Origin of the sequence: Burkholderia sp. 572 (assembly GCF_040545135.1) — a bacterium.
Lineage (GTDB): Bacteria > Pseudomonadota > Gammaproteobacteria > Burkholderiales > Burkholderiaceae > Burkholderia > Burkholderia cepacia.
Window position 1 is genome coordinate 26,432 of the sequence record NZ_JBEPLH010000007.1, and the last position, 12,857, is coordinate 39,288.

The following is a 12,857-nucleotide window of genomic DNA, read 5'->3' on the forward strand; positions in this document are numbered from 1 at the left end:
TTCATCAGAATTCGAAATTGACGCGCCGAAATATGGCTGGCTAGAGTCCGCCACATCGGTACACCGGCCACGCGGTGTGCGAACCCGGAGCTTCCCATGTCGTTTCTCACGCTTACGGATCTGACGAAAACCTTCGGCGAGCTCACCGCCGTCGCCGACGTCAACCTGTCGGTCGAACAAGGCGAATTCGTGTCGCTGCTCGGGCCGTCCGGCTGCGGCAAGACCACCACGCTGCAGATGATCGCGGGCTTCGTCGACGTCACGCGCGGCCGCATCGCGCTCGACGGGCAGGACATCACGCACCTGAAGCCGAACCGGCGCGGGCTCGGCATCGTGTTCCAGAGCTATGCGCTGTTTCCGCACATGAGCGTCGCCGAGAACGTCGGCTTCGGCCTCGACATGCGCGGCGTCGACAAGGCCGAGCGTGCCGAGCGCATCCGCGCGGCCCTCGCGCTCGTGCGTCTCGACGCGCTCGCGCCTCGCTTCCCGCGCGAGCTGTCGGGCGGCCAGCGGCAGCGCGTCGCGATCGCGCGCGCGGTCGTGATCGAGCCGCCGGTGCTGCTGCTCGACGAACCGATGTCGAACCTCGACGCGAAGCTGCGCGAGGACATGCAGTTCGAGCTGCGCGCGATCCAGCGCAAGATCGGAACGACGACGATCATGGTCACGCACGATCAGTCGGAAGCGCTGTCGATCAGCGATCGCGTGGTCGTGATGGAAGCCGGCCGCATCACGCAGACCGATACGCCGTATCGCGCGTACGAGCGCCCGGAGAACCGTTTCGTGTCGCAGTTCATCGGCAAGGCGAACCTGCTGCCCGGCACGATCGTCGCGCACGACGGCGATGCGATCCGCATCGACCTCGGTCACGATCTCGCCGAGACCGGCCGCACCGCGCATCTGCCGCCGCGCGAGCGCGACGTGCGCGTGGGCGATGCGGTGTCGGTCTGCATCCGCCCCGAAAAGCTGCGGCTCTGCGCGCCCGACGCGGGCCGCTTCGCCGCGACCGTCACGAGCCGCTTCTTCCTCGGCAGCCAGTGGCTGTACCGCGTCGACAGCGCGCTCGGCGAAGTGCTCGTGTGCTGCCAGAACGAAGGGGCGGAGCCGCTCGCGGAAGGCGCGCCGGTCGGGATCGACTGGCACAGCGACGCGGTGCGCGTGATGCGCCGGGAGGCCTGAATGGGACAGCCTACCCGTCCGCTCCCGACCGACGGCGCGCCGGCCGCGCTCGCCCGCCCGGTCGCGGTTTCCGCTGACGCCGCACCGGCACGCGCCGCCGCCGCGCACACGATGCGCGCGACGTGGCGCGCGCATGCGCCGCTGTGGCTGATGTGCGCGCCCGCGTTCGCGCTGTTTGCCGCGCTCGTGCTCGTGCCGCTCGCGATGACGTTCATGCTGACGTTCTACCGCTTCGATCCGGCCACCGGCCCGATCGCCGCGTTCCAGTTCGGCAACTACGCGGAAGTGCTCGGCTCGTCGTACTTCCACACGATCTTCGCGCGCACGTTCGGCATCGCCGCGCTGACCACCGCGATCTGCGTCGCGATCGGCACGCCGGAGGCGTACGTGCTGTCGAAAATGCGTGACCCGTGGCGCTCGCTGTTCCTGCTCGCGATCCTCGCGCCGCTGCTGGTGTCGGTCGTCGTGCGCGCGTTCGGTTGGAGCATGTTGCTGAACACGAGCGGGCTCGTGAACCAGGCGCTCGGGCTCGTCGGCCTCGGGCCGTACAAGCTCGAATACACGACCTTCGCGATCGTGATCGCGCTGGTGCACGTGATGCTGCCGTTCATGGTGATCCCGGTGTGGACCGCGCTGCAGCGGCTCGATCCGCAGACCGAGCATGCGGCGCTGTCGCTCGGCGCATCGCCGTTCACGACGCTGCGCCGCATCGTGCTGCCGCAGCTGATGCCGGGCGTGCTGTCGGGCAGCCTGATGGTGTTCGGGCTGTCGGCGAGCGCGTTCGCGATTCCCGGCCTGCTCGGCGGACGCCGGCTGAAGGTCGCGGCCACGGCCGTCTACGACGAATTCCTCGGCTCGCTGAACTGGCCGCTCGGCGCGACGATCGCCGTGCTGCTGCTGGTCGCGAACCTCGTCGTGATGCTCACTTACTACCGCGTGCTCGAACGCCGCTACGCGCGCAGCCTCGGAGGCGCATCGCGATGAGAAAGAACGGCCCCTTTGCCCTCGCCTTCCACACGCTCGTGATCCTGTTCGTGCTCGCGCCGCTCGTGATCGTCGTGCTCGTCGCGTTCACGCCCGACGAAACGCTGACACTGCCGACACACGGGTTGTCGCTGCGCTGGTTCCGCGCGATCCTCGACTATCCCGACTTCGTCACCGCGTTCTTCAACAGCGTGAAGCTCGCGTTCGCGTCGGCGACGCTGTCGCTCGCGATCGCGCTGCCGGCGGGCCTCGCCATCGGCCGCGCGACGTTTCCCGGCCGCGCGTTCCTGAACGGGCTGCTGCTGTCGCCGCTCGTGATTCCCGGCCTCGTGCTCGGCATCGCGCTGCTGCGCTTCTTCGCGCTGATCGGCGCGACCGGCTCGTTCGCATGGCTCGTGCTCGCGCACATGGTCGTCATCACGCCGTTCGTGATGCGGCTCGTGCTCGCGTCCGTCGCGGGCCTCGACCGCAGCATCGAGCAAGCCGCATGCTCGCTCGGCGCGGACCCGTGGACGACCTTCCGCCGCATCACGCTGCCGATGATCGTGCCCGGCATCACCGGCGGCTGGCTGCTCGCGTTCATCAACAGCTTCGACGAACTGACGATGTCGATCTTCGTCACGTCGCCGCAGACGGTCACGCTGCCGGTGCGCATGTACATGTATGCGACCGAGTCGATCGACCCGATGATGGCGTCGGTGTCGGCGCTCGTCATCTTCATCACCGCCGGCGCGATGCTGCTGCTCGATCGCGTGTACGGCCTGAACCGCATCCTGATCGGCCAACACTGATGACGACTTCCGTTTCCCGTTCCACCGGCATCCCGGACGACGGCGCGCAGTTCGTGCGCGTCGCCGAACGCGAACGTGCCGCCGTCGCGTTCACGCTGGACGGCCGCCCCGCGCTCGCGCTCGCCGGCGACACCGTGCTCACCGCGATCCTCGTTGCGCAGCGCCGCGTGCGCGTGAGCGAATTCAGCGGCCAGCCGCGCGCGGGCTTCTGCCTGATCGGCGCGTGCCAGGACTGCTGGGTGCGCACCGAAACCGGTGCGCGCGTGCGCGCATGCTCGACGCCGATCGCCGAAGGCATGCGGATTCTCACGTCCGCCCGGCCGGCCGCGACCGGAGACGCATCGTGACCGCCGCACTGCAACCGGTGATCGTCGGCGCGGGGCCGGCCGGCGTACGCGCGGCCGAAGCGCTGGTCGACGCGGGGCTGCGCCCGGTCGTGATCGACGAGAACGCGCGCTGGGGCGGACAGATCTACCGGCAGCCGCCGGCCGACGGCGCCTTCGCGCGCGGCAAGCGCACGCTGTACGGCTTCGAGGCCGCGAAGGCCGACGCCGTGCACCGGACGATGGCCGCGCTGCTGCCGCATGTCGACTACCGGCCGAATACGCTTGCCTGGTCATGCGGTGCAGGCCGCGTCGACACGCTGCAGGATGGCCGCGAAGTGACGGTGCCCTACTCGCACCTGATCATTGCGAGCGGCGCGACCGACCGCCTGTTGCCCGTGCCGGGCTGGACGCTCGCGGGCGTCTATACGCTCGGCGGCGCGCAAGTGGCGCTGAAGGCGCAGGGCTGCGCGATCGGCCGGCGCATCGTGTTCGCGGGCACGGGCCCGCTGCTTTACCTCGTCGCTTACCAGTATGCGAAGGCCGGCGCGCAGGTCGCGGCCGTGCTCGACACGAGCCCGCTGCGCCGCCAGGCCGCTGCCGCGCCCGCGCTGCTGCGCATGCCGTCGACCTTCGCGAAGGGGCTCTATTACATCGGCTGGCTGCGCGCGCACGGCGTCGCGATCGAAACGGGCGTCACGCTCGAGCGCGTGCTCGGCGACCCGCACGTGACGGGAATCGCATGGCGCGCCGCCGGTGACGGCGCACCGCCGCGCCTGCTCGACTGCGACGCGCTCGGTCTCGGCTTCGGCCTGCGCTCCGAAACGCAGCTGGCCGATCTCGCCGGCTGCCGGTTCGGGTTCGACCCGCTCAACCGCGCATGGCTGCCCGAGCGCGACGCGGCCGGCCGTACGTCGGTGCGCGGCCTCTACGTCGCCGGCGACGGCGCGGGCATCGCGGGCGCCGACGCGGCCGAGGCATCGGGCCGGCGCGCGGCACTCGCGTTGCTCGACGACGCCGGCATCGCGTCGCCCGCGCCCGCCGGCAAACCCGACGGGGCGACGCTCGAACGCACGCTCGCGCGCGTCGGCGCATTCCGGGCGGGCCTCGAAGCGGCGTTCGCGCCGCCGGTCGAGCAGGCCGCACGCTGCGCGGACGACACGATCGTGTGCCGCTGCGAGGAGGTCGATGCAGGGACGCTGCGCCGCTGCGTCCGCGACGGCGCGGCAACCGAGCTGAACCGGCTGAAGGCGCTGACGCGCGTCGGAATGGGCCGCTGCCAGGGCCGCATGTGCGGCGACGCGGCCGCGCTCTTGCTGGCCGCCGAAACCGGTCGCCCGCTCGCCGACGTCGGCCGGTTGCGTGCGCAACCGCCCGTGAAGCCGTTCCCGATCTCGGCCGCGCTGGCGGGCGACGATGTCGCGGCGATTCCCGACGAGGCACGCGATGAATGAGACCCGGCATTACGACGTCGCGATCGTCGGCGGCGGCCTCGTCGGCGCGTCGGCCGCACTCGCGCTGACGCGACGCGGCTTGCGCACCGGGCTGTTCGAGCGGCGCGATTGCGGTGCGCAGGCGAGCGGCGTGAACTACGGTGGCGTGCGCTGCCAGGGCCGGCCCGCCGAGCAGCTGCCGCTCGCGCTGCGTGCGCGGCGCATCTGGGATCGCCTGCCCGAACTGATCGGCATCGACGGCGAATTCGTCGTGTCGGGCCACCTGCGGCTCGCGCGCAGCGACGCCGATCTCGACGCGCTCGATGCCTACGCGACGCTCGCCGGCGAATACGGTCTGCCGCTGCAGGTGATGCGCGGCGATGCGTTCCGGCGCCGCTACCCGTGGCTCGGCCGTGCGGCGCTCGGCGGCTCGCTGTGCGAGACCGACGGTCACGCCAACCCGCGCCTCGTGTCGCCCGCGTTCGCGCGCGCGGCCCGCGCGGCGGGCGCGGACGTGTTCGAGCACACCCCCGTCGACGACGTTCACCACGACGGCACGCGCTTTCACTTTCAGGCAGGCGGCCGCGCCTGCACCGCGACGTGGCTGATCAACTCGGCCGGCGCGTGGGCGAACACGATCGCCGAACGCTTCGGCGAAGCCGTGCCGATGGAGCCGATCTACCCGAACATGTGGGTGACCGAACCGCTGCCGCCGTTCATCACGCACAACCTCGGCGTGTACGGCGGCGGCGTGTATGCGCGGCAAGTCGCGCGCGGCAACTGCGTGATCGGCGGCGGGCGCGGCCGCGGCGACGGCGAATTCGGCCAGCCGTCGGTCGATACGACGCGCGCGGTGATGCGCGATGCCTGCGCGCTGCTGCCTGCGCTGCGTGACGCACTGCTGATCCGCACGTGGAGCGGCGTCGAAGGCTGCACGCCCGACCACAACCCGATCATCGGCGCGAGCCGCACGACGCCGCGCCTGCTTCATGCGTTCGGCTTTTCCGGCGGCGGCTTCCTGCTCGCGCCGGGCGTCGGCGACGTGCTCGCCGATCTCGTCACGACCGGCGAAACCGCCACCCCGCTCGATGCATTCTCGATCGGCCGCTTCTTCCGCGAAGCCGAGCCGACCGCCCCTTTCCGTCAAGAGGAGACCCACAAATGAAACTGCCCGCAACGATCGCGGCGGCCGCCGCCCTCTGCATCGCAGGTGCCGGCTCGCCCGCGTTCGCGCAAACGAAGACGATCTACGTCGGCATGAATGGCGGCCCGATGGAGAAGGCCTACACGAGCCAGGTGCTGCCCGACTTCGAGAAGGCGAACAACGTGAAGGTCGTCGTCGTGCCCGGCACGTCGTCGGACGTGCTCGCGAAACTGCTCGCGAACCGCAACAAGCCGCAGATCCACGTCGCGTTCCTCGACGACGGCGTGATGGCGCGCGCGGTCAGCCTCGGCGTGTGCCAGAAGCTCGACGATTCGCCGGTGCTGAAGGAGTTGTATCCGTTCGCGCGGATGAAGGACGACGTCGGCGCGGGCGTGCAGCTCGGGATGACCGGCATCGCGTACAACAGGAAGCTGTTCGCCGAGAAAGGCTGGACGCCGCCGACGTCGTGGATGGATTTCGCCGATCCGAAATACAAGGGCAAGGTCGTGTTCCAGTCGGCGTCGAGCAGCACGTTCGGGCTGCACGGCTTCCTCGCGATCAACCGGCTGCTCGGCGGCAACGAGCAGAACGTCGAGCCCGGCTTCAGCAAGTGGGCAAGCACGGTCGGGCCGAACGTCGTCGAGTACATCCCGAACTCGGCGAAGATCTCGGAGATGGTGCAGACCGGCGAAGCCGGCCTGTTCCCGCTCACGCCGACCGGCGTCGGCGACCTGCAGGACAAGGGCATCCCCGTCGCCTACGCGAACCCGAAGGAAGGCCCCGTGCTGCTGCTCGTCGACCTGTGCGTGGTCGCGAACAATCCCGATCCGCAGCTCGCGCAGAAGCTCGCGCAGTTCCTGCTGTCCGCGCCCGCGCAGACGAAGGCGGCCGAGGCCGGCAAGCAGATTCCGACCAACCGTCTCGCGAAGATGCCCGCCGCGATGCAACAGAGCCTCGGCAATGTCGACGATCTCGTGCGCAAGGTGACCGTGGTCGACTGGACCGCGATCAACGCGCGCCGCGCGCAGTGGGATACGCGCTGGAACCGGCAGATCGAGCGGTGACGGCATGCCGGGCGCGCGGGCACGGCCGCGCGCCGCATGACCATCATTTGCGGGAGTGATGACACTCCCCTTTTTCTGCGGATTTGACCGGGGACACGGGGCCGACAACACTAGCCCGCAGTGCCGCAAAGACGGCACGCGCCCGCCCCCCTTCAGAGTCCGCCATGTACCCGACCGACACCGTGCAATCCCCGAGCGCCGCCCGGCCGCTCGCCGACCGGCAGCTGCGCCGGATCGTCATCGCCTCCGTCGCCGGCAACGCGATGGAGTGGTACGACTTCTTCGTGTACGGCACGGCCGCGGCGCTCGTGTTCGGCCACGTGTTCTTTCCGCCCGGCGCGTCGCCGCTCGCGGGCAGCCTCGCCGCATTCGCGGCGTTCGCACTCGGCTTCGTCGCGCGGCCGCTCGGCGGGATCGTGTTCGGCCACGTCGGCGATCGTTACGGGCGCAAGGCATCGCTCGTGTGGACGCTGCTGATCATGGGCGCGTCGACCTTCGCGATCGGCCTGCTGCCGACCTATGCGCAGGTCGGCCTGTGGGCGCCGGCGGCGCTCGTCGTGCTGCGCCTGCTGCAAGGCATCGCGTCCGGCGGCGAATGGGGCGGCGGCGTGCTGATGATCAGCGAGAACGCGCCGCCCGAGCAGCGCGGCTACTACGCGGCGTGGAGCCAGCTCGGCGTGGGCGGCGGCTTCGTGCTGTCGTCGGCCGCGTTTCTCGCCGCACAGGCGCTGCCGGACGATATGTTCCGCACCTGGGGCTGGCGGCTGCCGTTCCTCGCGAGCATCGCGATCTTCGCGATCGGCATCTATATCCGCCGTCATCTGCCCGAAAGCCGCGACTTCGAGCAGGCCGGCCGGCGCGGCGCGCACACGCATCTGCCGATCGTCGAGTGCATCCGCCGCCATCCGAAGGAAATCCTGCTCGCGATGGGGCTGCGCGTGGCCGAGAACGGCGGCGCCTACATCTTTCTCGCGTTCTCGCTGGTCTACGGCAAATACGTCGGCATCCCGAACGGCGTGATGCTGACCGGCGTGATGATCGCGATGATCGTCGAGATGGGCGCGATGCTCGCGTGGGGCCGGCTGTCCGACCGAATCGGCCGCAAGCCCGTGTATCTGATCGGCGCGCTGAGCCTCGTCGCGTGCGCATTCCCGTTCTTCTGGCTGCTCGACACGCGCGCGACGCCGCTCGTGTGGCTCGCGCTGACGATCGGCACGGCCGTCAGCCACGGCGCGATGATCGGCACGCTGCCCGCGCTCGTCGGCGAGCTGTTCAGCACCGAGGTGCGTTACTCCGGCGTCGCACTCGGGCATGAAGTCGCGTCGATCTTCGCCGGCGGGATGTCGCCGCTGATCGCCACCGCGCTGCTCGCGCGCTATCACGCATCGTGGCCCGTGTCGCTGTTTCTCGTCGCGCTCGGCCTCGTCACCGTCGCGACGCTGTGCGTGATGCGCGAAACGCGGATCGTGAGGGCCGCTTCCGCTGCTCCCGCCGCTCCCGCTACCGGCACGCGCGGCGACACGGCGTGACCACCACGCTGCGATCCGCGCAAGCGGGCCGATCCGCACCGGCAGGCGGCGAACACGGCGGCGGCCGGCGCGGCCGTTCCGGGCGCGTGCCACCGGCCGCGCCCGCCAACCCGGCGCGCCGCCTAGTTGCCGCCCTCCCGCCGCGCGCCGTCGAACGCCGGCGCCAGCCCCAGGTGATCGAGCAGCCGCCCGAATTCGCCGAGCCGCTGCCGCATGTACGCGGGCACGTCGACCGCCGCGTAGTCGTGGAAGCCCACGCCCGTGCGCACGCCGTCGCGCCCGGCTTCCATGTTGCGCACGACGCTCGCGGCCGGCGCGAAGCGCGGGCCGATCTCGCCGGCCAGGTACCGCGACGCGTAGTACAGGATGTCGCAGCCGCCCCAGTCGATGAATTCGAGCAACCCGAGCACCGCGAAGCGCGGGCCGAAACCGGTGCGGATCGCCGTGTCGATGTCCGCCGCGCTCGCGACGCCCTCCTCGACCATCCGCGCGGCTTCGTTCATCGCGAGCGCCTGGATGCGCGGCACGATATAACCGGGCGCCGGCCCGCAGATCACCGGCTTCTTGCCGACACGTTCGAGCAACGCGGCGAGCGACTCGACGACGGCCGGATCGGTCGCATCGCTGCGGCTGATCTCGACGAGCGGCATCAGCAGCGCGGGGTTCAGCCAGTGCGCATTCAGCATCCGCGCCGGATGCGCGACGTGGCGCTGCAGCTCGGTGACGACGAACGTCGACGTCGTCGACGCGATCGTTGCATGCGCACCGACATGCGCGCCGAGCCAGCGCAGCGCGTCGGCCTTCGCATCGAGCACTTCGGGCAACGCCTCGAACACGATGCCGGCCTGCCGCACCGCATCGGCCGCACCGTCCCGGGCGACGAGCGCGATGCGCGCGACCACGGCTTCGGCCTGCGCGGCGTCGATGCGGCCGAGCGCGACCTGCGCGTGCAGCGGCCTCTCGATCTCGTCGCGCGTGCGTGCCTCGAAGGCGCGCCATCCGGCCGCGTCGCGCGGCTTGAAGTCGACCAGCGTCACGTCGAGCCCCGCGAACGCGAACACGAGCGCGATCCCCTGCCCCATGCGCCCCGCGCCGAGCACGTGGACGCGCGTCACATCGGCGCCCGCCTTCATGCCGCGTACCCCGCGTCGAGCAGCGCGCGCATCGCGTCCTTCGACAGCGCGGCGAGCCCGAGCCGCTCCAGCGTGCGGCCTTCCGCATACAGGTCGCGCACCGCAACCGCGCTCGCAATGCTCAGCAGCCCCTGCGCGACAGGCGTCGGCACACCGGCCCGGCGCCCGCACGACACGATGAACGACAGCCCGAGCCGGGTGTCTTCGAGCATGTAGCGATGCGTGCGCAGATCGATCTTCTCGCGCCAGTCGCCGCTATCGGTCAGCTTGCCGTGCGCGCCGCGCCCGTACATCCATTCGTCGCCGTCGGTCGCGTAGTGATCGGCGAGCGGGAAATGCGGCGCCGGGTAACCGAGCGCTTCGCGCACCGCGATGCGTTCGGCGTCGAGCCCGTTCGTCACGCGGCGGATCGACGGCTGCGTGCCTTCGTTGTGGATGTCCCATGCGTCGAAGTGTTCGAGCGGCCCGGCGTTCATCAGGATCAGCGGCGGATGAATCACGGGGCCCGCGTTCATCAACGCGCCGGACAACGCGTCCTCGACCGGTTCGACCGACGGATAACCCGCGCGCAGCACGTCGAACGCCCAGCCGGCCGCGTTCGCCGGAAATACGCCGGTCGGCAGCCGCGTCGCGTACGCGCTGATCACGACGTCGTTGTCGCCGTGCCTGCGCACGAGATACGGCAGCGTGCCCGTCTCGGCGAAGGCGACCCGCGAACGGTTGCCGGCATCGGCCGCCGCGCGCGCGAACACGATGCTGCCGAACGTGCCGGGCGGCAGGAACACGACCTGGCCGTCCTCCAGCAGCGGCGCGACCTGCGCGGCGAGCGCGTCGTGCGAGGTGGCCGGCAGCGGCACCACGACGAGCCGCGCGCCGCGCAGCGCGGCCGCGAGATCGCCGCTCAGGCGGATCGCGCCGGGCGCGTCGCCGAGCGGCACCGTCCGCTTGCCGCGATAGTCGGTCACGTTCAGCACGCCAAGCTCGCGCAGCCGCGCGTGCGGCTCGCGGTCGCGCCGCCACCACGTCACGTCGTGGCCCTTCTCGAACAGGTCGATGGCCGCCGCATGGCAGCCGTGGCCGCCGCCCAGAACACATACCTTCATCGTCTTCTCCCGGTGAATGAGTGCTTCCGAGACTACGCGTCCGCCCCCGCCGCGTCGCTTCAAAACGCGCAACGGCACGCCCGTTCGCGCAACGCAATCGGGGCGGCACGCACGAAACCGCGCCCCTGCATCCGATACGAGGTCCGTGAATGGATATCGCCCTTTCCCGCCATGCGCCGAACCGGCTCGGCACGCTGCACGCCCCCGACGAAGTCGAACGCGCGGTCGCACACCGGCTCGGGCCGCACCGGATGGCCGCGCGCGGCCGCGATCCGTTTCATGCGGAGCTGTACGAAGTGCCGCTGCATCACGGTGCGCTGCTCGAACTCTGCTACGGCCGCGAAACGCGCATCGATTTCGGCGACGATGCCGGTCACTTCCTGTTCAGGCTGACGCTCGCCGGTGCCTGCGAACTGCAGGCCGGCAGCGTCGTCGCGCGCGCCGGCCCGGGCGAGCTGACCGTATCGTCGCCCGCGCTCGCCAGCCGCCTGAGCACGAGCCCCGATTGCCGCAACCTCGTGCTGCGGCTCGAACGCGGCGCGCTCGAACGCAAGCTGCAGCACATGCTGCGGGCAACGCTCACGCGGCCGTTGCAGTTCGATCTCGCGGCCGGCGGCACCGGCACGGGCGCCGCGCTCGTGCTGCCGACCTTCGAATACCTGTGCAAGCTCGGCGCACAACCGCGCATCGGCACGGCCTCGCCCCTCTTCGGCGCCGATCTCACCGCATGGCTGATGTCGCTGCTGCTCACGCACCTGCCGCACTCGTACAGCGACGCGCTCGCGCGCGGCACGCAGCCGTTGCCGGCGCACGTGCGCCGCGCGTGCGATCACGTCGACGCGCACCTCGGCGAGCCGCTCGTGCTCGCCGCGCTGGCGGCCGTCGCGGGCGTCGCGCCCCGCACGCTGCAGCACGCGTTTCGCGCGTTCCTGCACACCACGCCGGCCGCCTACGTGCGCGAGCGCCGGCTCGCCGCCGTGCACGCGGCGCTGCAACGCGGCGGCACGTGCAGCGTGACCGACGTGCTGATCGCGCACGGCATCCATGGCTTCGGCCATTTCGCGAAGGCGTATGCGCGGCGTTACGGCCATGCGCCTTCCGTCACCGCGAGGCAATCCCGATGACGCACGCCGCAACCGGCCGCCCGGCGGCCCCGACCCGCGCCGAATCCGCGCCGCACGACAGCGACCTGTCCGAACTGCGCGTGCAGGATCTCGACCTCAACCTGCTGAAGACGTTTCGCGCGGTCTACGAGGAGCGGCATGTCGGCCGCGCGGCGCTGCGGCTCGGCGTCACGCAGCCGTCCGTCAGCCATGCGCTCGGCCGGCTGCGGCTGATGTTCCGCGACGCGCTGTTCGTGCGCACCGGCACCGGCGTCGAGCCGACGCCGCGCGCGCAGCGGCTGGCGATCTCGGTCGACAAGGCGCTCGCGATCCTGCAGGACGTGCTCGACGAAGGGTCGCGCTTCACGCCCGACAGTACGCAGCGCGTGTTCCGCCTGCACATGAGCGATTTCGCCGCGAGCGCGTTCCTGCCGACACTGCTCGCCGCGTTCGACCGCCGCGCGCCAGGCGCGGTGATCGAGACGCTGCACGTCGACGAATGCCAGCTCAACGTCGCGCTCGAATCGGGGCGCATCGACTTCGCGCTCGGACATTTCGCCGACGCGTCGAGCCACTTCCAGCGCACCGCGCTGCTGCACGAGCGCTGCGTGCTGCTGATGCCGCGCCGCACCGCGCAGCGCGTCGCGCTCCCCGACGATTACGTGCTCGATGGCGCGGCGCCCGATACATTGCGCTTCGTCGCGGTCACGTCGCATCCGCAATCGATGCAGCTGCTGGAGCGGCACGGGCTGATGCCGCTCGTGCGCGCGGCGCTACCGGATTTCATGGTGGTGCCCGCGCTGCTGCGGGACGGCGACTATGCGCTGATCCTGCCGGAGACGATCGCGATCACGTTCGCGGCGCGGCAGCCGTGCGCACTGTACGAGATCGCCGGTGCCGGCGAATGGGCCGTCAACGCGTACTGGCACCGGCGCTTCGACGCGGACCCCGGCCATCGCTGGTTGCGCGCGCTGCTGCTCGAGCTGTTCCACATCGGCGAGTTGGCGCCGTTCGACGCATGGCTCGCGCCGCAACCGCCCGCCTGCGCATGACGATGCGAGCGGCGCAAGC

Annotated in this window: 12 protein-coding genes; 10 read left to right on the forward strand and 2 right to left on the reverse strand. The window is 70.9% G+C overall.

The annotated features are described in order from the left end of the window. Positions 1-96: 96 nt before the first annotated feature. The 8 genes from ABIC51_RS14775 to ABIC51_RS14810 all read left to right on the forward strand — a co-directional run bounded on the left by ABIC51_RS14775 (position 97) and on the right by ABIC51_RS14810 (position 8,447). Positions 97-1,179 (forward strand): ABC transporter ATP-binding protein, encoded by a 1,083-nt coding sequence (locus tag ABIC51_RS14775; RefSeq protein ID WP_027790850.1) that lies wholly within the window; start codon positions 97-99, stop codon positions 1,177-1,179. Beyond that, entirely contained in the window at positions 1,180-2,163 is a 984-nt protein-coding gene (locus tag ABIC51_RS14780) for an ABC transporter permease (RefSeq protein WP_027790849.1), read from the forward strand. It abuts the gene before it with no gap. Continuing rightward, positions 2,160-2,954 (forward strand): ABC transporter permease, encoded by a 795-nt coding sequence (locus tag ABIC51_RS14785; protein ID WP_027790848.1) that lies wholly within the window; start codon positions 2,160-2,162, stop codon positions 2,952-2,954. The genes ABIC51_RS14780 and ABIC51_RS14785 overlap by 4 nt, the downstream gene beginning before the upstream one ends. After that, on the forward strand, positions 2,954-3,301 hold the full coding sequence (locus ABIC51_RS14790; RefSeq protein ID WP_027790847.1) for a (2Fe-2S)-binding protein: 348 nt from the start codon (positions 2,954-2,956) through the stop codon (positions 3,299-3,301). The genes ABIC51_RS14785 and ABIC51_RS14790 overlap by 1 nt, the downstream gene beginning before the upstream one ends. Then, the gene (locus tag ABIC51_RS14795) at positions 3,298-4,731 is read left to right on the forward strand and encodes an FAD/NAD(P)-dependent oxidoreductase (RefSeq protein WP_060373500.1); all 1,434 of its coding nucleotides are present in this window, start codon (positions 3,298-3,300) and stop codon (positions 4,729-4,731) included. The genes ABIC51_RS14790 and ABIC51_RS14795 overlap by 4 nt, the downstream gene beginning before the upstream one ends. Continuing rightward, a complete protein-coding gene (locus tag ABIC51_RS14800) occupies positions 4,724-5,875 on the forward strand; it encodes an NAD(P)/FAD-dependent oxidoreductase (protein WP_027790845.1) in 1,152 nt (383 codons plus the stop codon). Before ABIC51_RS14795 ends, ABIC51_RS14800 begins: the two co-directional genes overlap by 8 nt. Further along, a complete protein-coding gene (locus ABIC51_RS14805; protein ID WP_175899394.1) occupies positions 5,872-6,918 on the forward strand; it encodes an ABC transporter substrate-binding protein in 1,047 nt (348 codons plus the stop codon). The genes ABIC51_RS14800 and ABIC51_RS14805 overlap by 4 nt, the downstream gene beginning before the upstream one ends. A 164-nt stretch (positions 6,919-7,082) precedes the next feature. Beyond that, entirely contained in the window at positions 7,083-8,447 is a 1,365-nt protein-coding gene (locus tag ABIC51_RS14810; protein WP_175899392.1) for an MFS transporter, read from the forward strand. 122 nt (positions 8,448-8,569) lie between these two features. On the opposite strand, the gene ABIC51_RS14815 is transcribed toward ABIC51_RS14810, so the two are convergent. Further along, the gene (locus tag ABIC51_RS14815; protein ID WP_175899390.1) at positions 8,570-9,580 is read right to left on the reverse strand and encodes a 3-hydroxybutyryl-CoA dehydrogenase; all 1,011 of its coding nucleotides are present in this window, start codon (positions 9,578-9,580) and stop codon (positions 8,570-8,572) included. Beyond that, positions 9,577-10,683: an NAD/NADP-dependent octopine/nopaline dehydrogenase family protein gene (locus ABIC51_RS14820; protein ID WP_175899388.1), complete on the reverse strand. Its 1,107-nt coding sequence runs from the start codon at positions 10,681-10,683 to the stop codon at positions 9,577-9,579. The genes ABIC51_RS14815 and ABIC51_RS14820 overlap by 4 nt, the downstream gene beginning before the upstream one ends. Positions 10,684-10,832: 149 nt before the next feature. On the opposite strand from ABIC51_RS14820, the gene ABIC51_RS14825 reads away from it, so the two are divergent. Both ABIC51_RS14825 and ABIC51_RS14830 read left to right on the forward strand, forming a co-directional pair. Next, positions 10,833-11,807, forward strand: a complete 975-nt coding sequence (locus tag ABIC51_RS14825; RefSeq protein ID WP_175899386.1) for an AraC family transcriptional regulator — start codon at positions 10,833-10,835, stop codon at positions 11,805-11,807. Then, entirely contained in the window at positions 11,804-12,838 is a 1,035-nt protein-coding gene (locus ABIC51_RS14830) for a LysR family transcriptional regulator (protein ID WP_175899383.1), read from the forward strand. The genes ABIC51_RS14825 and ABIC51_RS14830 overlap by 4 nt, the downstream gene beginning before the upstream one ends. Positions 12,839-12,857 lie beyond the last annotated feature (19 nt).

Bases quoted from the DNA above. Each gene is read 5' to 3' on its own strand.
- ABIC51_RS14775 (WP_027790850.1), top strand. From the start codon at position 97: ATGTCGTTTCTCACGCTTACGGATCTGACGAAAACCTTCGGCGAGCTC.
- ABIC51_RS14780 (WP_027790849.1), top strand. From the start codon at position 1,180: ATGGGACAGCCTACCCGTCCGCTCCCGACCGACGGCGCGCCGGCCGCG.
- ABIC51_RS14785 (WP_027790848.1), top strand. From the start codon at position 2,160: ATGAGAAAGAACGGCCCCTTTGCCCTCGCCTTCCACACGCTCGTGATC.
- ABIC51_RS14790 (WP_027790847.1), top strand. From the start codon at position 2,954: ATGACGACTTCCGTTTCCCGTTCCACCGGCATCCCGGACGACGGCGCG.
- ABIC51_RS14800 (WP_027790845.1), top strand. From the start codon at position 4,724: ATGAATGAGACCCGGCATTACGACGTCGCGATCGTCGGCGGCGGCCTC.
- ABIC51_RS14805 (WP_175899394.1), top strand. From the start codon at position 5,872: ATGAAACTGCCCGCAACGATCGCGGCGGCCGCCGCCCTCTGCATCGCA.
- ABIC51_RS14810 (WP_175899392.1), top strand. From the start codon at position 7,083: ATGTACCCGACCGACACCGTGCAATCCCCGAGCGCCGCCCGGCCGCTC.
- ABIC51_RS14815 (WP_175899390.1), bottom strand. From the start codon at position 9,580: ATGAAGGCGGGCGCCGATGTGACGCGCGTCCACGTGCTCGGCGCGGGG.
- ABIC51_RS14820 (WP_175899388.1), bottom strand. From the start codon at position 10,683: ATGAAGGTATGTGTTCTGGGCGGCGGCCACGGCTGCCATGCGGCGGCC.
- ABIC51_RS14825 (WP_175899386.1), top strand. From the start codon at position 10,833: ATGGATATCGCCCTTTCCCGCCATGCGCCGAACCGGCTCGGCACGCTG.
- ABIC51_RS14830 (WP_175899383.1), top strand. From the start codon at position 11,804: ATGACGCACGCCGCAACCGGCCGCCCGGCGGCCCCGACCCGCGCCGAA.